This is a genomic window from Enterobacter sp. ku-bf2, assembly GCF_001742765.1.
Classification (GTDB): domain Bacteria; phylum Pseudomonadota; class Gammaproteobacteria; order Enterobacterales; family Enterobacteriaceae; genus Enterobacter; species Enterobacter quasiroggenkampii.
This window is the reverse complement of the sequence record NZ_MDVW01000012.1, coordinates 113,376-132,649: the sequence shown is the minus strand read 5'-3', so window position 1 is coordinate 132,649 and position 19,274 is coordinate 113,376. Positions and strand designations below refer to the sequence as shown.

The window sequence follows — 19,274 nt, the reverse complement described above, 5'->3', positions numbered from 1 at the left end:
GCCGGGGGAGTTTACGCCTCGCCCTGCGCGATTTCACGCAGTTTTGCCGAAGGGATAATGTTTACGCCCGCTTTTGACGGGGCCAGTCCCTCTTTTAACATCGCCCGCGCGACATCCCGCGCCTCGATGGCTTTCCAGTTGCCGGGAAGGATCCGAAACAGCGGGGCCAGGATCGACTCGTTAAAGCGACGCTCGTCGCGGTGGCCGATCAGCATCGAGGGGCGCACAATCGTCAGCTGCTCCCATTTCTGCGCAATCAGTGCATCCTCCATCTTGCCCTTCACCTTGTTGTAGAAGAAAGGCGATCCGGCACTGGCGCCCAGCGCGCTGACCACCAGAAAATGTCTGGCCCCCAGCTTTTTCGCCGTAAGCGCGGTGTCCACCACCAGCGTATAGTCGGCGTGGATAAATGCCTCTTTGCTCCCCGCCTCCCGCCGCGTGGTACCCAGACAGCAAAACGCGATATCAATGGGATCCTGCACCTGCGCCAGCGCATCCGTCAGTTGAGGATCGTGCGGATTAAAGACGCCGGAGATGTCCGCCAGCGGTCGACGCGTCGGGGCGGCGATGTAGTTCACGCGGCGATCCTGAATCAGCAGCCGCAGCAGATGATCGCCCACTAGCCCGGTAGCCCCGGTAATCAGTACCTGACTCATCGTATCCCCTTTACAGAATTGTCCGTTTGCGAACTCAGCGTCGTCGACCACACTTAGAAGTCTGTTACAGGTAAGTATTTACCACAAGCGGAGAAAAATCAGTCTGAAGCCAAAACAACGGAGGAAGCATGGGCAAGAAAATCGCAGTCTTGATTACCGACGAGTTTGAAGATTCAGAATTCACCTCTCCTGCAGAGGCGTTCCGCAAGGCGGGACATGAGGTCATCACCATCGAGAAAGAAGTGGGCAAAACGGTGACAGGTCATAAGGGCGAGGCGACCGTAACCATTGATGAGACCATCGATAACGTTAGCCCCTCCGATTTTGACGCCCTGCTGTTACCCGGCGGCCATTCACCGGATTCCCTGCGCGGAGACGAGCGCTTCGTGACTTTCACCCGGGACTTTGTCTCTACCGGCAAACCGGTCTTTGCCATCTGTCACGGCCCGCAGTTGCTCATCAGCGCGGAGGTTGTCCGCGGGCGTAAGCTCACGGCGGTGAAACCGATCGTTATCGATCTGAAAAACGCGGGGGCCGAGTTTTACGATCAGGAGGTGGTCAACGACAAAGACCAGCTGATCACCAGCCGGACCCCGGACGATCTTCCGGCGTTTAACCGCGAAGCGCTACGCCTGCTCGGCGCGTAGCCAGTGCAGCTTCTTGCCAAAGCCCAGGGTGTTGTCGGTAAATTTCAGCTCATCGAGGCGGATTTCCCACACCGGGGCTTTTAGCGCAGCGGCAACCGGAAAGCGGCGCGTGTACTGCTTACGACGCGCGTCGCTCTCTTCTCCGTCCAGACGACGGATTTCCCCTTTAAACTGTACTCCACGGATCAGCGCGACCGTTTTCGGCTGGCCATTCACCGTGCCCGCGACCTTCGCCTGCTGGCCGGTCATCTGCGCATGACGCGTTTTGTCTTCACTCATGACATAAAACGCGACGCGCTCCGGATCGTAGTAGTAAAACGCGTTTGCGCACCACATCTCACCCTCGCTGTAGACGCACCAGGTGACGACGTGCTGCTTCGCCAGCCAGCGGTTGATGGCTGCCAGTGTTTCCATTTTCGTTCTCTCTCATGCTATGGTGCGTTCACCTTAACATACTGAATCTGTTTACCGTGTGCTGGTTTCTCTATCTCGTCCGAACCGCTGATAACGCACTCTACACCGGAATAACCACCGATGTGGCGCGGCGTTTTTTACAACATCAAACGGGGAAAGGGGCAAAAGCGCTGCGAGGGAAAGGGGAATTACAGCTCGCCTTTTCGGCGCCCGTCGGTGACCGATCGCTGGCGCTCAGGCTGGAATACCGCATCAAACAGCTGACGAAGCGCCAGAAAGAGCGCCTCGTGACCGGAGACGGCTCCTTTGAGGCGCTACGCGAGAGCCTGATTAAAAGCGATTGAAATGGTCGTGGTACTCGACCAGGCCATTGACGCCGTTGAGCGCGTCGTCCGCCAGACGGTGCACCTGGAATGCGGATTCCGTACCCGGCCAGCGGCAGCGCAGATCGTAATGCGCGGCCTGCTCGAAGCCTAAACGGCCATAGAACGCCGGATCGCCCAGCGCAACAACGGCCGCATAACCGAACTCATTGAGCGAATCCAGCCCTTCATAGACCAGCTGACGCGCCAGCCCCTGCCCGCGATAATTTTCATCCACCGCCAGCGGCGCCATACCGACCCACTGCAGCTCTTCGCCCTGAACGGTGACCGGACTGAAGGCAACATAGCCCACCACCTGACCTTCGTCATCGGTGGCGACCAGCCCCAGCGTAATCAGACCGTCTTCGCGGAGATCGTGGACCAGCTGGGCTTCGGCATCGCTCGCGAAAGCACGGCGCAGCAGCGCATCGATCCCCGGCGCATCAATCCCTATTTCGACTCGAATCAGCATGGCTCACCTACTGAAGTGTGTTTACTGTCCGGCGGGGCTTTCAGCCCGGCCTCAACGAAATCTGCCATTTGCATCAACATCACGCGCAGCGCTTTCGGCATCTGCTCCAGCTCAATGGCATCCATTAAATTCTTCACGTACAGGCCCAGCTCCGTGTCGCCTTCAATCACCAGACGGCGCTGGAAGAAGAGCGTATCCGGATCCTGTTTACGCGCGGCGATCATCAGCAGATCGCTGGCGTTGGCGCTAAAGCTCACGTCCGCCTCGGCGGTTTCGCGGACGATCAGCTGGTCATTCTCAACGGAGGTAAACCAGCGCAGCCCGATGTCACGCACCTCAATGCTCAACCAGCGGCCTTCCAGGAATTCCAGCTCGCCATCCTGCAGCGCCTGGCGGAACTGCCAGCTCAGGACCTGCTCCAGCACCTGACGTTTAAGCGCGAACGGCGCCAGCTTGACCGGCACGCTCAGCATTGATGGGCCAAATTGTACGAGACGTGAACGCAGTTTATCCAGCACGAGCTTTACTCCCTGATATCTATAGTCCTGCTATTTTGCCATATCCGACGCACAACATAGCGGCGTAAATCAACAAACCGTCGTCCGGACAACCTCATTATTGGTGCCATCAATACGCCATTAGCTGCCTTAAATCAAAAATTGTCGCGTATGGGTTAATTAAAATCCCAGCTCGTTAACATTTTTGCGATCGACAACATCAGGATAAATTATGGAGCTGCTCTGCCCTGCCGGAAACCTTCCGGCGCTTAAGGCGGCCATCGAAAATGGGGCCGATGCGGTCTATATCGGGCTGAAAGATGACACCAATGCCCGCCATTTTGCTGGCCTCAACTTTACGGAGAAAAAGCTTCAGGAAGCCGTTAACTTCGTTCACCAGCACCGCCGCAAGCTGCATATCGCCATCAATACCTTTGCTCATCCTGACGGGTACGCCCGCTGGCAGCGCGCGGTGGATATGGCGGCACAACTGGGTGCCGATGCGCTGATTCTGGCCGACCTCGCCATGCTTGAGTATGCGGCAGAACGCTATCCCCATATTGAGCGCCACGTCTCTGTTCAGGCATCTGCCACCAACGAAGAGGCCGTGCGTTTTTATCACCGAAACTTTGACGTGGCCCGCGTGGTGCTGCCGCGCGTGCTTTCTATCCATCAGGTTAAGCAACTCGCACGCGTCACGCCAGTGCCGCTGGAAGTTTTTGCCTTTGGCAGCCTGTGCATTATGGCCGAAGGCCGTTGCTATCTTTCCTCGTATCTGACCGGTGAGTCGCCAAATACCGTCGGGGCCTGCTCCCCTGCCCGCTTTGTCCGCTGGCAGCAAACGCCGCAGGGGCTGGAATCCCGCCTGAATGAGGTGCTGATCGACCGCTATCAGGACGGTGAAAACGCCGGTTATCCCACCCTGTGTAAAGGCCGCTATCTGGTCGACGGCGAGCGTTACCATGCCCTGGAAGAGCCCACCAGCCTTAACACGCTGGAGCTGCTGCCGGAGCTGCTGGCGGCCAATATTGCCTCGGTGAAAATCGAAGGTCGCCAGCGCAGCCCGGCGTACGTGAGCCAGGTGGCGAAAGTGTGGCGTCAGGCCATCGACCGCTGCCTGGCGGACCCGCAGAACTACGCGCCGCAGCAGGCCTGGATGGAAACGCTCGGATCGATGTCCGAAGGCACGCAAACCACGCTGGGCGCGTATCACCGTAAATGGCAGTGAGAAAATCATGAAATATTCATTAGGGCCGGTGCTTTACTACTGGCCAAAAGAGACGCTGGAAGATTTTTACCAGCAGGCCGCCACCAGCAGCGCCGATGTGATTTACCTCGGCGAAGCGGTGTGCAGCAAACGCCGGGCGACGAAAGTGGGCGACTGGCTGGAGATGGCGAAAAGCCTGGCGGGAAGCGGCAAACAGGTGGTGCTTTCCACGCTCGCGCTGGTGCAGGCCTCTTCTGAACTGGGCGAGTTGAAACGCTACGTTGAGAACGGCGAGTTCCTGCTGGAAGCGAGCGATCTCGGCGTGGTGAACATGTGTGCCGAGCGCAAGCTGCCGTTTGTCGCGGGTCATGCCCTGAACTGCTACAACGCGGTGACCCTGCGCCTGCTGCTCAAACAGGGGATGACGCGCTGGTGCATGCCGGTGGAACTCTCCCGCGACTGGCTGGCAAACCTGCTCACGCAGTGTCAAGAGCTGGGCATTCGCAACAAGTTTGAAGTGGAAGTGCTGAGCTACGGGCATCTGCCGCTGGCCTATTCCGCCCGCTGCTTTACCGCACGCTCGGAAGATCGTCCGAAAGACGAGTGCGAAACCTGCTGCATTAAGTATCCGAACGGGCGCAGCATGCTGTCGCAGGAGAATCAGCAGGTGTTTGTTCTCAACGGTATTCAGACCATGAGCGGCTATGTCTATAACCTGGGCAACGAGCTGGCGTCGATGGACGGGCTGGTCGATATGGTGCGCCTGTCACCGCTGGATACCGGCGTGTTCGCGATGCTGGACGCCTTCCGCGCTAACGAAAACGGCGCTGCTCCGCTGCCGCTGACGGCAAACAGCGACTGTAACGGCTACTGGAAGCGTCTGGCCGGGCTGGAACTTCAGGCCTAAAAAAGGCTCACTTTGTTAACAACGGTTATCATTTTTTAATGCAGTATTAAAGATTCACCGTCGACAAAGTGAGCTGTTATGACTGACAAAACCCTTCCGTTTTCGGTGCTGGATCTGGCGCCGATCCCACAAGGCGCCTCGGCAAGAGAAGCCTTTTCGCACTCTCTGGATCTGGCTCAGCTGGCCGAAAAGCGTGGCTATCACCGCTACTGGCTGGCCGAACACCACAACATGGTGGGCATTGCCAGCGCCGCCACCTCGGTACTGATTGGTTATCTGGCGGCAAATACCACCACGCTGCACCTGGGCTCCGGCGGCGTGATGCTGCCGAACCACGCCCCGCTGGTGATCGCCGAGCAGTTCGGCACGCTGAATACCCTCTATCCGGGCCGTATTGATTTAGGGATTGGCCGTGCACCGGGCAGCGACCAGCCGACTATGCGCGCCCTGCGTCGCCATATGAGCGGCGATATTGATAACTTCCCACGCGACGTGGCCGAACTGGTGGACTGGTTCGACGCGCGTGACCCGAACCCGCACGTGCGCCCGGTACCGGGTTACGGCGAGAAGATCCCGGTATGGCTGTTGGGCTCAAGCCTCTACAGCGCACAGCTCGCCGCACAGCTGGGGCTACCGTTTGCGTTTGCCTCCCATTTCGCGCCGGATATGCTGCATCAGGCGCTGCATCTTTACCGTACGCACTTCAAACCGTCGGAGCGTCTGGAGAAACCGTACGCGATGGTGTGTATCAACATCATTGCTGCCGACAGCAATCGCGACGCGGAATTCCTGTTCACCTCCATGCAGCAGGCGTTTATGAAGCTGCGTCGCGGGGAGACGGGCCAGCTTCCGCCGCCGGTGGAGAATATGCATCAGCTGTGGTCAGCTTCAGAGCGGTATGGCGTTCAGCAGGCGCTGAGCATGTCGCTGGTAGGCGATAAAGCGAAAGTGCGTCACGGGCTGGAGGCGGTGCTGCGTGAAACGCAGGCGGATGAAATTATGGTTAACGGCCAGATTTTCGATCACCAGGCGCGTTTGCACTCGTTTGAGCTAGCCATGCAGGTGAAAGAGGAGTTGGTGGGGTAGTTTTTTGCCGGATGGCGGCTGCGCCTTATCCGGCCTACGCGATCCCTGTAGGCCCGGTAAGCGTAGCGCCACCGGGCTTTGCATTTACTGATAGACAGGCAACAGATTAAAACTCGACAGCACGTGTACCAGGGCATTGCCCGCGCCGAACACCAGGATCAGCGCAATCATCGGCTTACCGCCCCAGACGCGGAATTTCGGGCTACCGAAGCGTTTACGTGATTTACGTGCCAACAGCGCCGGCACAATCGCCGCCCAGATGGTTGCCGCCAGTCCGGCATAGCCGATGGCGTACAGGAAGCCATTCGGCCACAGCAGGCCGCCCACAATCGGCGGCAGGAAGGTCAGCAGCGCGGTTTTGAAGCGCCCCATCGCAGAATCATCAAAGCCGAACAGATCCGCCAGGTAGTCAAACAGGCCCAGCGTCACGCCGAGGAAAGAGCTCGTCACCGCAAAGTTAGAGAAGATAACCAGCAGCAGATCCAGGCTGCGGCTGTTCAGCACGCCGCTCAGCGCCTGCACCAGCACGTCAATGTTACCGCCCTTCTGCGCAATACCGATAAATTCCGGGCGCGGGATGTTGCCCATCGTTCCGAGCAGCCAGATGACATACAGCGCCAGCGCCAGCAGCGTGCCGTAGACCAGACACTTCACAATGGTGCGCGGATCTTTGCCGTAGTACTTCATCAGGCTCGGCACGTTGCCGTGGTAGCCGAACGATGCCAGACAGAATGGCAGCGTCATCAGCAAGTACGGCGTATAGGAGGTATTCACTTCGGCAACGTTAAACAGCGTGGCGGGCGTCACGTGCCCCAGCAGGCTGCCGAAGGTCAGGAAGAAGGTGATGACCTTCGCGCCCAGTACGATTGCCGTCATCCGGCTTACCGCTTTGGTACTCATCCAGACGATAAACGCCACGCCCAGCGCAAAACACAGCCCGGCCAGACGCGCCGGAACGTTCAGCGACATCTCAGAGAAGGTGTGATGCAGAATCGAACCGCTCGCCGAAATATATGCGTAGGTCAGGATATAGAGCACAAAGGCAATGGACAAACCGTTCACCAGGTTCCAGCCTTTGCCCAGCAGGTCTTTGGTGATGGTGTCGAAGCTCGCGCCAATGCGGTAGTTCAGGTTGGCTTCGAGGATCATCAGCCCGGAATGAAGCATACAGAACCAGGTAAAGACCAGCGCGGCCAGCGACCAGAAGAACCACGCACCGGACATGACCACGGGCAGGGAGAACATCCCGGCACCTATAATGGTTCCGCCGATGATCACCACGCCGCCAAGCAGCGAAGGTGACGTTTGGGTGGTGGTTAGTGTCGCCATACAGCCTTTTCTCCAGTCAATCATGCGGTTCTGCATTTTAATGTGACGCACTGTACCAGTACAAGAGTACAAAGGGAATAAAAAAAGCCCCGATAGCATGTATCGGGGCTGTATATTTTACTTTACGTCAGAAGCGTAAGGCTTACGCGTCACCGAAACGACGACGGCTGGTGCCTTCTTCACGACGTGGACCACGGCTTTCGCGGCGCTCGCCGGAGAAACGACGGCCTTCACCACCGCGACCTTCGCTGCGGCCGCCTTCACGACGCTCGCCGCCGAAACCGCGACCACCGCCACGACGTTCGCCGCCACGGTCAGGACGTGGCTGTGCATCGCCCAGCAGCTGCATGTTCATCGGCTTGTTCAGGATGCGGGTACGCGTAAAGTGCTGCAGTACTTCACCCGGCATGCCTTTTGGCAGCTCGATGGTTGAGTGGGCTGCGAACAGCTTGATGTTACCGATGTAACGGCTGCTGATGTCGCCTTCGTTAGCGATCGCGCCAACGATGTGACGAACTTCAACGCCATCATCACGGCCCACTTCAATGCGGTACAGTTCCATATCGCCTGCGTCGCGACGTTCACGACGAGGACGGTCTTCACCACCACGCTCTGGACGGTCACCACGTGGGCCACGATCGTTACGGTCGCCACGACGTTCGAAGCGGTCGTCACGGTCACGGAATTCACGCTTAGGACGCATCGGTGCATCTGGTGGCACGATCAGGCTACGTTCGCCCTGAGCCATTTTCAGCAGTGCTGCAGCCAGGGTTTCCATATCCAGCTCTTCGCCTTCAGCAACAGGCTGAATCTGCGACAGCAGCGCACGGTACTGATCCAGATCGCTGCTTTCCAGCTGCTGCTGTACTTTGGCGGCGAATTTTTCCAGACGGCGTTTGCCCAGCAGCTCTGCGTTTGGCAGGTCCGCTTCTGGAATGGTCAGCTTCATGGTGCGTTCGATGTTGCGCAGCAGACGACGCTCGCGGTTCTCAACGAACAGCAGCGCACGGCCAGCACGACCCGCACGACCGGTACGGCCGATACGGTGAACGTAAGACTCGGAATCCATCGGGATGTCGTAGTTAACAACCAAGCTGATACGCTCAACGTCAAGACCACGTGCTGCCACGTCGGTTGCAATCAGGATATCCAGACGACCGTCTTTCAGACGCTCCAGAGTCTGCTCACGCAGGGCCTGGTTCATGTCACCGTTCAGCGCTGCGCTGTTGTAGCCGCTACGCTCCAGGGCTTCAGCCACTTCCAGGGTCGCGTTTTTGGTACGAACGAAGATAATCGCCGCATCAAAATCTTCCGCTTCCAGGAAACGTACCAGCGCTTCGTTTTTACGCATGCCGTACACAGACCAGTAGCTCTGGCTAATGTCCGGGCGAGTGGTTACGCTGGACTGAATACGCACTTCCTGCGGCTCTTTCATGAAGCGGCGGGTAATGCGACGGATAGCTTCCGGCATGGTTGCAGAGAACAGCGCGGTCTGATGACCGTCCGGGATCTGCGCCATAATGGTTTCAACGTCTTCGATGAAGCCCATACGCAGCATTTCATCTGCTTCATCCAGTACCAGACCGCTCAGTTTAGAGAGGTCCAGGGTACCGCGCTTCAGGTGATCCAGCAGACGGCCCGGCGTACCGACAACAATCTGTGGGCCCTGGCGCAGGGCGCGTAACTGCACGTCATAACGCTGGCCGCCGTACAGGGCAACCACGTTTACGCCGCGCATATGTTTAGAGAATTCCGTCATGGCTTCTGCAACCTGAACAGCCAGTTCACGGGTTGGAGCCAGAACGAGGATCTGCGGTGCACGCAGGTCCGGATCAATGTTGTTCAGCAGCGGCAGCGAGAACGCTGCAGTTTTACCGCTACCAGTCTGGGCCATGCCCAGCACGTCACGACCAGAAAGCAGGTGTGGGATACACTCAGCCTGGATCGGAGATGGTTTTTCGTAACCCAGATCGTTAAGGGCTTCAAGGATAGGAGCCTTCAGGCCCAGATCTGCAAAAGTGGTTTCGAATTCAGCCATGTAGTACGAGTGCCTCAATGTCAATGGCGGCCAGTCTACTTAGCTCATCGTGAAAATGATTAGCAATTTTCATTGAAAAGTGTGAACCGGCTCAAAGTAGGTGTATTGACGAACAACAACGCCCTCACCAGTTAAGGTGATGGCAATCAAAAGATTACGGGCTGATGTTTATGTCGTCAGCTATTGCTGGTCCGATTCTGCCAGGTCGTCTTGCTCCTGGCCCAAGAGCGATAATTCCAACAATGCATAACGGTGCTCAACGAAGTTGTGTACGTTGTTAGCAACCGCTAATTTGAACAGTGCCGTAGCGCTGTCCTTATCCCCCAGACTTAGGTAGTACTTACCTAAATAGAAGTTGGTTTCACTGAGATGCTCAGCGAGCGAGGTGTTATCCGTTGCGTCCGCCTTGAGGCGTTCCATCAGCGTTGCTTCGCTAATGTTGCCCAGGTAGAACTCGACAATGTTCCATCCCCACTGTTCCTTGTCCGATTTATCGAAGCGCTGTTTCAGTGCCTCTTTTGCCTGCTTCTCATCGAGCTTCCGCTCAACGATGTAAAGCCACAGGCTACGGAAAGGATCATTAGGATCGTCTTGATAAAACGCCAGCAGATCATCTTGCGCTAACTTGTCACGACCGCCGTAATACAATGCGATACCGCGATTCAAGTGCGCGTAGTTGTAAGTTGGATCAAGCTCAAGTACAGAATCAAACGCTTCATAGGCAGCATCAAAATTGCCTGCCTGCGTTAAATAAATGCCTAAGTAATTGAATACTTCAGGCATATCAGGTCGGATAGCCAGCGCTTGTGAAAAATCATTTCGCGCCAATGCCCTCAGACCGAGACTATCATACAACACTCCGCGCTCATATAAAAGCTGTGCGCGTTCGTCATCGGTTAAAGCCCGACTGGCAAGTATTTGTTCCATGCGTGCCAGGATCACTTCCTGCTGCAAAGTCGGTTGCAATGGCACTGCGAGGACTTCGCTCTTACGCCAGGCAGAGTTGCTGCATCCTGCCAGCGTTAAAGCTGTCGCAACGAAACACCAGCGCAAAAAAGGCTTCATTTCCCACTCCCGAAGACAACTATTGGATGAACGTCCTGTCCCCCGGCGGCTTAACAAGGCGTCCTGCCTGATAATAGGCCCTCCGCAAAGCGGAGGGCAAATGGCAACTTACTCGCCTTGCTGTTCTGCGGCCTGTGCTTCTGGCGCAGCAGCTGGCTGAGACTGCTCGGTTGCTTCTTTAATGCTCAGACGGATACGGCCCTGGCGATCAACTTCCAGAACTTTAACCGGTACTTCCTGACCCATCTGCAGGTAATCGGTCACTTTCTCAACGCGCTTGTCAGCGATCTGAGAGATGTGAACCAGACCTTCTTTACCGCCACCGATGGCAACGAACGCGCCAAAGTCAACGATACGGGTCACTTTACCTGCATAGACGCGGCCCACTTCGATTTCTGCAGTGATTTCTTCGATGCGACGGATCGCGAATTTCGCTTTCTCGCCGTCGGTTGCTGCGATCTTCACAGTACCGTCATCTTCGATTTCGATGGTGGTGCCAGTCTCTTCGGTCAGCGCACGGATTACGGAACCGCCCTTACCGATAACATCTTTGATCTTGTCTGGATTGATCTTGATGGTGTGAATACGCGGTGCGAATTCAGAGATATCACCGCGTGGCGCGTTGATAGCCTGTTCCATCACGCCCAGGATGTGCAGACGCGCACCTTTAGCCTGGTTCAGAGCAACCTGCATGATCTCTTTGGTGATACCTTCAATTTTGATATCCATCTGCAGCGCAGAGATACCGTCGCGGGAACCCGCCACTTTGAAGTCCATATCGCCCAGGTGGTCTTCGTCGCCCAGAATGTCAGACAGAACAACATAGTTGTCGCCTTCTTTCACCAGGCCCATTGCGATACCCGCAACGGCGGCTTTGATTGGCACGCCTGCATCCATCAGCGCCAGAGAGGCACCACACACGGAAGCCATAGAAGAAGAACCGTTGGATTCGGTGATTTCAGACACCACACGTACGGTGTACGGGAATTTGTCTGCTTCTGGCATGACTGCCAGCACGCCGCGCTTCGCCAGACGACCGTGACCAATTTCACGACGCTTCGGCGAGCCAACCATACCGGTTTCGCCTACGGAGTACGGAGGGAAGTTGTAGTGGAACAGGAAGCTGTCAGTACGCTCGCCCATCAGTTCGTCGATGATCTGTGCGTCACGTGCCGTACCCAGGGTCGCGGTAACCAGCGCCTGCGTTTCGCCACGGGTGAACAGCGCGGAACCGTGAGTACGTGGCAGCACACCAGTACGCACATCCAGACCACGGATCATGTCTTTTTCACGGCCATCGATACGCGGCTCGCCTGCCAGAACGCGGCTACGAACAACGTTTTTCTCGATAGCGTGCAGAATTTCGCTCAGCTCGTTAGCATCCAGCGTTTCGTCTTCAGCAACCAGCGTTGCGATAGTTTCAGACTTGATCACGTCAACCTGAGCGTAACGCTCCTGTTTGTCAGTGATGCGGTACGCATCGCTCAGACGAGATTCTGCCAGAGCTGCAACGCGTGCATTCAGCGCGTCGTTTGCTGCTTCTGGCTGCCAGTCCCAACGTGGCTTACCGGCTTCTTTCACCAGATCGTTGATGTTCTGGATAACAACCTGCTGCTGGTCATGGCCAAAGACCACAGCACCCAGCATCTGGTCTTCGCTCAGCAGTTCAGCTTCGGATTCAACCATCAGCACAGCGGCTTCAGTACCCGCAACCACCAGGTCCAGCTTACTTTCTTTCAGCTCTTCCTGAGTTGGGTTCAGTACGTACTGGTCGTTGATGTAACCGACGCGCGCGGCACCGATTGGGCCATTGAATGGAATACCAGACAGTGACAGGGCAGCGGACGCACCGATCATCGCCACGATGTCCGGGTTAACCTGTGGGTTAACGGAAACAACGGTCGCGATAACCTGTACTTCGTTAACGAAGCCTTCCGGGAACAGCGGACGAACCGGGCGGTCAATCAGACGCGCGATCAGGGTTTCGCCTTCGCTTGGACGGCCTTCACGACGGAAGAAGCCACCCGGGATTTTACCGGCAGCGTAGGTACGCTCCTGGTAGTTAACGGTCAGCGGGAAGAAGTCCTGACCTGGTTTAGCTTTTTTCTGGCCAACAACGGTAACGAATACCGCGGTGTCATCCATGCTTACCATAACGGCAGCAGTAGCCTGACGTGCCATCATGCCGGTTTCCAGCGTGACGGTATGTTGACCATACTGGAATTTACGAACGATCGGATTCAGCAAAGTTCTGTCCTTTCTTAAATGTTTGACAGCACACCACCGGTGTGCTGTCGATTTGACCCGACCTTCTTCGCATCCTCGCGACTAATGACAACCAACACCCCCCTGGGTGAAGCCTCTCATTAGCCGCGCGAACCTCTGCAATGAAGATCATTTATAGCAACAATACAATAGTTTCCAGTGAATTGCTGCCGTCTGCTTGAAAAAAGGGGCCATCAGGCCCCCTTTTCTGAAACTCGCAAGAATTAGCGACGCAGACCCAGACGCTCGATCAGCGCGGTGTAGCGTGCAACATCTTTACGTTTCAGGTAGTCGAGCAGTTTACGACGCTGAGAAACCATACGCAGCAGACCACGACGGCTGTGGTGATCTTTTTTGTGCTCTGCAAAGTGACCCTGCAGGTGGTTAATCTGTGCAGTCAGCAGTGCAACCTGAACTTCGGTAGAACCGCTGTCGTTAGTACCACGACCAAACTCAGAAACGATTTTAGCTTTAGCTTCAACGCTTAGAGACATTTTCAAACTCCAAAGTATAAAGAATGTAAGGATGCCGATCTCTAATTCAGCAATCCCATGTACGCCCCGCAGATTGTTAAACAATTTACCAGGCGTTAAGCGGCGATATTCTACTCGTCTCCCCTGCTTATCGCAAGGTGAGCCGTTATCACCGTCACGCGTCGACCGGATATTCGACGACCAGACGACGCGGCGCAACGCGCCCTTCGCCATCCATTTCGCCCATCCCGATGAATTTCCCTTCGTCACCTTCGGTCACGCGCACCAGGCCTTCCAGCGGCGCTTCCGCCGTACGAACCGGGTTGCCGTTCTTAAAGTAAACGGACGATGTTAAAGGAAGATTAACAACCGGGAAGTCCGCAGCCGGACTGTCCATCGGCATCAGCAGCGGATCCAGCAAATCTGCCGGCGCGATCCCCTGCGCTTCCGCCTGTTCAACCAGCTCGCGCAAATGTTCCAGGGTCACCATCCGCTCCACCGGATACTTGCTCACTGCCAGACGACGCAGGTAAATCACATGCGCGCCGCAGCCCAGCTTTTCACCGAGGTCGTCGATGATGGTGCGAATATAGGTCCCTTTCGAACAGTGCACTTCCAGCTCCAGCTCATCGCCTTCGTGGCGAATAAAGAGTAGCTCATACACGGTAATCGGACGGGCTTCACGCGGGACCTCAATGCCCTGGCGCGCATATTCGTAGAGTTTTTTCCCCTGATACTTCAGCGCCGAATACATCGACGGTACCTGCATCGTATCCCCACGGAAGCTCTCCAGCGCCGCATCAAGCTGCTCCGCGCTGAACGTCACCGGACGCTCCTCCACGACCTGACCATCCGCGTCGGAGGTATCCGTGCGCTGGCCCAGCTTAGCGATAACGCGGTAACGCTTATCGGAGTCGAGCAGGTACTGGGAAAATTTTGTCGCCTCTCCCAGACAGACCGGCAGCATGCCGGTTGCCAGCGGGTCGAGCGCGCCAGTGTGGCCCGCACGGTTGGCGTTATAAATACGCTTAACTTTCTGCAGCACGTCGTTGCTGGAAGCGCCCTGGGGTTTATCCAGCAGCAGCACACCATGCACGTCGCGACCACGACGACGAGGACGACTCATCAGTCCTCCTTGCTGTCGTCCGCCGGGTTAACACGACGCTCATCGTCATGTTTAACCACGCTGGTCACCAGGTTGGACATACGCATACCTTCGACCAGCGAGTTGTCGTAGAAGAAGGTCAGTTCAGGCACGATACGCAGGCGCATCGCCTTGCCGAGCAGAGAGCGGATGAAACCAGACGCTTCCTGCAGCGCTTTGATGCCGTTTTTCACTGCGGCTTCGTCCTGATCGTTCAGGAAGGTGACGAACACTTTGGCATAGGCCAGGTCACGGGACATTTCCACACCGGAAACGGTGGTCATCATGCCAACGCGTGGGTCTTTAATTTCACGTTGCAGAATGAGTGCGATCTCTTTCTGCATTTCCTGCGCTACGCGCTGAGGGCGACCAAATTCTTTCGCCATAATAAATTCTCCAGACAAAAAAGGGGCTAAAGCCCCTTTTTGAAATTATTGCCGGGTGGCGCGAGGCGATCCCGGCTTACAATCGGTAATTAAGCGATGGTACGCTGAATTTCGATGATCTCGAACACTTCGATCATATCGCCAACGCGAACGTCGTTGTAGTTCTTCACGCCGATACCACATTCCATGCCGTTACGGACTTCGTTAACGTCATCTTTGAAGCGGCGCAGGGATTCCAGCTCGCCTTCGTAGATAACCACGTTGTCACGCAGTACGCGGATTGGGTTGTGACGCTTGATGTTACCTTCGGTAACCATACAGCCCGCGATCGCACCGAATTTCGGTGATTTGAACACGTCACGTACTTCAGCCAGACCGATGATCTGCTGTTTCAGCTCAGGAGACAGCATGCCGCTCATTGCTGCTTTCACTTCGTCGATCAGGTTATAGATGACGGAGTAGTAACGCAGATCCAGACTTTCGGATTCAATCACTTTACGCGCAGACGCATCCGCACGAACGTTGAAGCCAACCAGGATAGCGTTGGACGCAGCAGCCAGGGTTGCGTCGGTTTCGGTGATACCACCTACGCCAGAACCGATGATCTTCACTTTCACTTCGTCGGTAGACAGTTTCAGCAAGGAGTCGGAGATCGCTTCCACAGAGCCCTGAACGTCGGCTTTCAGCACAATGTTCACTTCGTGAACTTCGCCCTCGGTCATGTTGGCAAACATGTTCTCGAGTTTAGATTTCTGCTGACGAGCCAGTTTAACTTCACGGAATTTGCCCTGACGATACAGTGCCACTTCACGCGCTTTCTTCTCGTCACGCACAACGGTCACTTCGTCACCGGCAGCCGGAACACCGGACAGACCCAGGATTTCCACTGGAATGGACGGACCCGCTTCCAGCACTTCCTGACCCAGTTCGTTACGCATCGCACGAACGCGACCGTATTCGAAACCGCACAGAACGATATCGCCTTTATGCAGCGTACCTTCACGAACCAGAACGGTAGCAACCGGGCCACGTCCTTTATCCAGGAAGGATTCGATAACCGCACCGCTCGCCATACCGTTACGGATGGCTTTCAGCTCCAGAACTTCGGCCTGCAGCAGGATCGCGTCCAGCAGTTCGTCGATACCGGTACCCGCTTTCGCAGACACGTGTACGAACTGGCTTTCGCCGCCCCACTCTTCCGGCAGGATACCGTACTGGGAAAGTTCGTTTTTAACACGATCGGGATCCGCTTCTGGCTTATCGATCTTGTTCACGGCAACCACAACCGGCACACCGGCTGCTTTCGCGTGCTGGATAGCTTCGATGGTCTGGGGCATGACGCCGTCGTCCGCCGCAACAACCAGAACAACGATATCCGTCGCCTGAGCACCACGAGCACGCATAGAGGTAAACGCGGCGTGGCCCGGGGTATCCAGGAAGGTGATCATACCGTTGTCAGTTTCTACGTGGTATGCACCGATGTGCTGGGTAATACCACCCGCTTCGCCAGAGGCAACCTTGGTAGAGCGAATGTAGTCAAGCAGAGAGGTCTTACCGTGGTCAACGTGACCCATGATGGTCACTACCGGTGCGCGCGGTTCTGCCGCAGCACCTGTGTCACGGTCGCTCATTACTGCTTCTTCCAGCTCGTTTTCACGACGCAGGATAACTTTGTGACCCATCTCTTCCGCAACCAGCTGTGCAGTTTCCTGATCGATCACCTGGTTGATGGTTGCCATCGCGCCCAGCTTCATCATCGCTTTGATGACCTGAGAGCCTTTAACCGCCATCTTGTTCGCCAGTTCGCCAACGGTAATGGTTTCGCCGATCACAACGTCACGGTTAACGGCCTGAGCCGGCTTCTGGAAGCCCTGCTGCAGAGCGGAACCTTTACGCTTGCCGCCTTTACCACCGCGAACAGCCGCGCGTGCTTCTTCACGGTCAGCTTTGGATTCAGCGTGCTTGTTGCCTTTTTTCGCTGGACGCGCTGCTTTTGCATTACGACCACGGCCACGGCCGCCTTCTACTTCACGGTCGTTATCATCTTCAGCCTGACGTGCGTGCTGAGAAGTGGTCACGTGATAGTCGCTGGTGTCTTCAGACTGCTCAGCGGTATCAACACCGTTCTTCTCATTTTCTTCAGCCATACGACGCGCTTCTTCGGCGACGCGGCGAGCTTCTTCTTCCAGCTTACGGCGGGCTTCTTCTTCCGCTTTACGCTTCAGCTCGGCAGCTTCATTTTCACGGCGGGCTTTTTCAGCCTGGGCGGTTTTGGTCATTTCGTCTGTCTGTTGATTGCTCACTTTGTCTTTTTCCGCAGCGTCACGCTTCACTTTATCACTTGCGTCGCGTTTCGCTTTTTCTGCGGCCTCACGTTCAGCTTTTAATTCTGCTTCACGTTTGGCGGCTGCTTCCGCCTCACGCTGAGCTTGTTCTTCCGCTTCACGCTGTGCCTGCTCTTCCGCAGCAAGGCGTTCTGCCTCTTGCGGATCACGTTTTACAAAGGTGCGCGTCTTGCGGACTTCAATTTGTACCGATTTGCTTTTGCCACCGGTACCAGGGATGTTTAACGTGCTACGCGTTTTGCGCTGCAGCGTTAACTTGTCAGGCGTAGAGCCGTGTTCACGGTTCAGGTGCGTTAACAAGGTTTGTTTTTCTTGCGCGGTCACCGAGTCATCAGCGGACTTCGGGATCCCTGCATCAGCAAATTGCTGTACCAGGCGGTCCACGGAGGTCTGAATCTCAGCAGCCAGCGATTTTACAGTTACATCAGTCATGCTGTTCCTTCCTGCTACAGTTTATTACGCTTCGTCGCCGAACCAGCAAATATTACGTGCGGCCATGATGAGCTCGCCGGCTTTCTCGTCGGTTAAACCTTCGATATCAGCCAGGTCATCAACGCCTTGCTCAGCGAGATCTTCCAGCGTACAAACACCACGGGCAGCCAGCTTGAACGCAATCGCACGATCAAGACCTTCCAGATTCAGCAGGTCATCAGCCGGCTTCTTATCGCCAAGGCTTTCTTCCTGAGCCAGTGCCAGGGTGGTCAGTGCGTTTTTAGCGCGTTCACGCAGGGCTTCAACGGTTGGTTCATCCAGACCGTCAATTTCCAGCAGCTCTTTCATTGGCACATAGGCCAGTTCTTCCAGCGTAGAGAAACCTTCTTCAACCAGAACAGTGGCGAAGTCTTCGTCAATATCCAGGTATTTCGTGAAGGTATCGATCGCCGCATGGGCTTCAGCCTGATGCTTAGCCTGCAGGTCATCAACGGTCATGACGTTGAGTTCCCAGCCGCTCAGCTGTGACGCCAGGCGTACGTTCTGACCGTTACGGCCGATTGCCTGCGCCAGGTTGCCCGCTTCAACAGCGATATCCATGGTGTGTTTGTCTTCGTCAACAACGATAGACGCCACATCAGCCGGAGCCATTGCGTTGATCACGAACTGCGCCGGGTTGTCATCCCACAGAACGATATCAATACGTTCGCCGCCCAGCTCAGTAGAAACTGCCTGGACACGCGCACCGCGCATACCGACGCAAGCACCGACCGGGTCGATACGCTTGTCGTTGGTTTTCACCGCAATTTTCGCACGGGAGCCCGGATCGCGAGCCGCCGCTTTAATCTCAATAACTTCTTCACCGATTTCCGGTACTTCGATACGGAACAGTTCTACCAGCATTTCTGGTTTAGAACGGGTCACGAAGAGCTGTGCACCACGCGCTTCAGGGCGAACGGCGTACAGAACACCGCGAATACGGTCGCCTGGGCGGAAGTTTTCACGCGGCAGCATATCTTCACGCAGGATCACGGCTTCAGCGTTACCCGGCAATCCTTCGGATTTGATCTCCAGGGAGATGTTGTCGCGGTTCACTTTCTTCACCACGCCGGTGATGATTTCGCCTTCCTGATCGCGGAACTGATCGACAACCAGCGCGCGCTCGGCTTCGCGCACTTTCTGCACGATAACCTGTTTAGCGGTCTGGGTGGTGATACGGTCGAAGGTCACAGATTCAATCTGATCTTCAACGTAGTCACCCACGTTCAGACTTTCGTCTTCAAAACGGGCGGCTTCCAGCGTGATCTCTTTGGTCGGCTGGGTCACTTCTTCAACGATTACCCAACGACGGAATGTATCGAAGTCACCGCTTTTACGATCGATTTCTACGCGAACATCGATCTCTTGTTCGTATTTTTTCTTGGTTGCTGTAGCCAGTGCACTTTCCAGCGCTTCAAAAATCTTCTCACGCGGCAGTGATTTCTCGTTGGAGACGGCTTCAACAACAGCCAAAATTTCTTTGTTCATCGCGGGCTTTTCACCTCAATCC

The 19,274-nt window shown here is 55.9% G+C and carries 18 protein-coding genes and 1 pseudogene; 5 read left to right on the top strand and 14 right to left on the bottom strand.

Annotated elements, in window-relative coordinates; genetic code table 11:
• Positions 1–11: 11 nt before the first annotated feature.
• Positions 12–656: an NAD(P)H-binding protein gene (locus tag BFG58_RS12980; RefSeq protein ID WP_045910091.1), complete on the bottom strand. Its 645-nt coding sequence runs from the start codon at positions 654–656 to the stop codon at positions 12–14.
• Between the two features lie 128 nt (positions 657–784).
• Between BFG58_RS12980 and BFG58_RS12975 the strand changes: the two genes are divergently transcribed.
• Entirely contained in the window at positions 785–1,303 is a 519-nt protein-coding gene (locus BFG58_RS12975) for a type 1 glutamine amidotransferase domain-containing protein (protein ID WP_069719913.1), read from the top strand.
• Here the strand turns inward: BFG58_RS12975 and BFG58_RS12970 are convergent.
• Positions 1,283–1,717 (bottom strand): YhbP family protein, encoded by a 435-nt coding sequence (locus tag BFG58_RS12970; RefSeq protein WP_069719912.1) that lies wholly within the window; start codon positions 1,715–1,717, stop codon positions 1,283–1,285. The genes BFG58_RS12975 and BFG58_RS12970 overlap by 21 nt on opposite strands.
• Positions 1,718–1,731: 14 nt before the next feature.
• Here BFG58_RS12970 and BFG58_RS12965 point away from each other — a divergent pair, with 14 nt between their 5' ends.
• A complete protein-coding gene (locus BFG58_RS12965) occupies positions 1,732–2,061 on the top strand; it encodes a GIY-YIG nuclease family protein (RefSeq protein ID WP_008501484.1) in 330 nt (109 codons plus the stop codon).
• Here BFG58_RS12965 and BFG58_RS12960 read toward each other — a convergent pair.
• Together BFG58_RS12960 and BFG58_RS12955 are read right to left on the bottom strand one after the other, a co-directional pair.
• On the bottom strand, positions 2,048–2,551 hold the full coding sequence (locus BFG58_RS12960) for a GNAT family N-acetyltransferase (protein WP_045910092.1): 504 nt from the start codon (positions 2,549–2,551) through the stop codon (positions 2,048–2,050). The genes BFG58_RS12965 and BFG58_RS12960 overlap by 14 nt on opposite strands.
• Positions 2,545–3,069 (bottom strand): SCP2 domain-containing protein, encoded by a 525-nt coding sequence (locus BFG58_RS12955; RefSeq protein WP_045910093.1) that lies wholly within the window; start codon positions 3,067–3,069, stop codon positions 2,545–2,547. Before BFG58_RS12955 ends, BFG58_RS12960 begins: the two co-directional genes overlap by 7 nt.
• 211 nt (positions 3,070–3,280) lie before the next feature.
• Between BFG58_RS12955 and BFG58_RS12950 the strand changes: the two genes are divergently transcribed.
• The 3 genes from BFG58_RS12950 to BFG58_RS12940 all read left to right on the top strand — a co-directional run bounded on the left by BFG58_RS12950 (position 3,281) and on the right by BFG58_RS12940 (position 6,248).
• The gene (locus tag BFG58_RS12950) at positions 3,281–4,276 is read left to right on the top strand and encodes a peptidase U32 family protein (RefSeq protein WP_045415306.1); all 996 of its coding nucleotides are present in this window, start codon (positions 3,281–3,283) and stop codon (positions 4,274–4,276) included.
• Between the two features lie 7 nt (positions 4,277–4,283).
• Entirely contained in the window at positions 4,284–5,162 is an 879-nt protein-coding gene (locus BFG58_RS12945) for a U32 family peptidase (protein ID WP_008501480.1), read from the top strand.
• Positions 5,163–5,240: 78 nt separating this feature from the next.
• Positions 5,241–6,248 (top strand): LLM class flavin-dependent oxidoreductase, encoded by a 1,008-nt coding sequence (locus tag BFG58_RS12940; RefSeq protein ID WP_069719911.1) that lies wholly within the window; start codon positions 5,241–5,243, stop codon positions 6,246–6,248.
• An 84-nt stretch (positions 6,249–6,332) separates the two neighbouring features.
• Here BFG58_RS12940 and mtr read toward each other — a convergent pair whose 3' ends face one another.
• From mtr to nusA, 10 genes and pseudogenes are all read right to left on the bottom strand, one after another.
• Positions 6,333–7,577, bottom strand: a complete 1,245-nt coding sequence (gene mtr, locus BFG58_RS12935; RefSeq protein ID WP_069720039.1) for a tryptophan permease — start codon at positions 7,575–7,577, stop codon at positions 6,333–6,335.
• A 142-nt stretch (positions 7,578–7,719) separates the two neighbouring features.
• Positions 7,720–9,615 carry a DEAD/DEAH family ATP-dependent RNA helicase gene (locus BFG58_RS12930; RefSeq protein WP_069719910.1) on the bottom strand — a complete coding sequence of 632 codons (1,896 nt, stop codon included), beginning with the start codon at positions 9,613–9,615 and terminating at the stop codon, positions 7,720–7,722.
• A complete protein-coding gene (yrbN, locus tag BFG58_RS24450) occupies positions 9,608–9,688 on the bottom strand; it encodes a protein YrbN (RefSeq protein ID WP_100122156.1) in 81 nt (26 codons plus the stop codon). The genes BFG58_RS12930 and yrbN overlap by 8 nt, the downstream gene beginning before the upstream one ends.
• Before the next feature lie 107 nt (positions 9,689–9,795).
• Positions 9,796–10,680 (bottom strand): lipoprotein NlpI, encoded by an 885-nt coding sequence (nlpI, locus tag BFG58_RS12925; RefSeq protein WP_008501476.1) that lies wholly within the window; start codon positions 10,678–10,680, stop codon positions 9,796–9,798.
• A 50-nt stretch (positions 10,681–10,730) separates the two neighbouring features.
• Positions 10,731–12,927: pseudogene (gene pnp / locus BFG58_RS12920) on the bottom strand (polyribonucleotide nucleotidyltransferase).
• 242 nt (positions 12,928–13,169) lie between these two features.
• The gene (gene rpsO, locus BFG58_RS12915) at positions 13,170–13,439 is read right to left on the bottom strand and encodes a 30S ribosomal protein S15 (protein ID WP_003861789.1); all 270 of its coding nucleotides are present in this window, start codon (positions 13,437–13,439) and stop codon (positions 13,170–13,172) included.
• A gap of 154 nt (positions 13,440–13,593) precedes the next feature.
• Positions 13,594–14,544, bottom strand: a complete 951-nt coding sequence (gene truB / locus BFG58_RS12910; RefSeq protein ID WP_069719909.1) for a tRNA pseudouridine(55) synthase TruB — start codon at positions 14,542–14,544, stop codon at positions 13,594–13,596.
• Positions 14,544–14,948 carry a 30S ribosome-binding factor RbfA gene (gene rbfA / locus BFG58_RS12905; protein ID WP_003024988.1) on the bottom strand — a complete coding sequence of 135 codons (405 nt, stop codon included), beginning with the start codon at positions 14,946–14,948 and terminating at the stop codon, positions 14,544–14,546. Before rbfA ends, truB begins: the two co-directional genes overlap by 1 nt.
• An 89-nt stretch (positions 14,949–15,037) precedes the next feature.
• Positions 15,038–17,725 carry a translation initiation factor IF-2 gene (gene infB, locus BFG58_RS12900; protein WP_045910098.1) on the bottom strand — a complete coding sequence of 896 codons (2,688 nt, stop codon included), beginning with the start codon at positions 17,723–17,725 and terminating at the stop codon, positions 15,038–15,040.
• Positions 17,726–17,749: 24 nt separating this feature from the next.
• Entirely contained in the window at positions 17,750–19,252 is a 1,503-nt protein-coding gene (gene nusA / locus BFG58_RS12895; protein WP_003861798.1) for a transcription termination factor NusA, read from the bottom strand.
• Positions 19,253–19,274: the final 22 nt, after the last annotated feature.

What these genes read in the sequence shown, in the direction of transcription:
- nusA (WP_003861798.1), bottom strand. Translation starts at nt 19,252, where the DNA reads ATGAACAAAGAAATTTTGGCTGTTGTTGAAGCCGTCTCCAACGAGAAA.
- truB (WP_069719909.1), bottom strand. Translation starts at nt 14,544, where the DNA reads ATGAGTCGTCCTCGTCGTCGTGGTCGCGACGTGCATGGTGTGCTGCTG.
- mtr (WP_069720039.1), bottom strand. Translation starts at nt 7,577, where the DNA reads ATGGCGACACTAACCACCACCCAAACGTCACCTTCGCTGCTTGGCGGC.
- yrbN (WP_100122156.1), bottom strand. Translation starts at nt 9,688, where the DNA reads ATGAAAATTGCTAATCATTTTCACGATGAGCTAAGTAGACTGGCCGCC.
- BFG58_RS12980 (WP_045910091.1), bottom strand. Translation starts at nt 656, where the DNA reads ATGAGTCAGGTACTGATTACCGGGGCTACCGGGCTAGTGGGCGATCAT.
- BFG58_RS12940 (WP_069719911.1), top strand. Translation starts at nt 5,241, where the DNA reads ATGACTGACAAAACCCTTCCGTTTTCGGTGCTGGATCTGGCGCCGATC.
- BFG58_RS12965 (WP_008501484.1), top strand. Translation starts at nt 1,732, where the DNA reads ATGCTATGGTGCGTTCACCTTAACATACTGAATCTGTTTACCGTGTGC.
- BFG58_RS12975 (WP_069719913.1), top strand. Translation starts at nt 785, where the DNA reads ATGGGCAAGAAAATCGCAGTCTTGATTACCGACGAGTTTGAAGATTCA.
- BFG58_RS12960 (WP_045910092.1), bottom strand. Translation starts at nt 2,551, where the DNA reads ATGCTGATTCGAGTCGAAATAGGGATTGATGCGCCGGGGATCGATGCG.
- BFG58_RS12930 (WP_069719910.1), bottom strand. Translation starts at nt 9,615, where the DNA reads ATGGCTGAATTCGAAACCACTTTTGCAGATCTGGGCCTGAAGGCTCCT.
- BFG58_RS12970 (WP_069719912.1), bottom strand. Translation starts at nt 1,717, where the DNA reads ATGGAAACACTGGCAGCCATCAACCGCTGGCTGGCGAAGCAGCACGTC.
- infB (WP_045910098.1), bottom strand. Translation starts at nt 17,725, where the DNA reads ATGACTGATGTAACTGTAAAATCGCTGGCTGCTGAGATTCAGACCTCC.
- rpsO (WP_003861789.1), bottom strand. Translation starts at nt 13,439, where the DNA reads ATGTCTCTAAGCGTTGAAGCTAAAGCTAAAATCGTTTCTGAGTTTGGT.
- BFG58_RS12945 (WP_008501480.1), top strand. Translation starts at nt 4,284, where the DNA reads ATGAAATATTCATTAGGGCCGGTGCTTTACTACTGGCCAAAAGAGACG.
- nlpI (WP_008501476.1), bottom strand. Translation starts at nt 10,680, where the DNA reads ATGAAGCCTTTTTTGCGCTGGTGTTTCGTTGCGACAGCTTTAACGCTG.
- rbfA (WP_003024988.1), bottom strand. Translation starts at nt 14,948, where the DNA reads ATGGCGAAAGAATTTGGTCGCCCTCAGCGCGTAGCGCAGGAAATGCAG.
- BFG58_RS12950 (WP_045415306.1), top strand. Translation starts at nt 3,281, where the DNA reads ATGGAGCTGCTCTGCCCTGCCGGAAACCTTCCGGCGCTTAAGGCGGCC.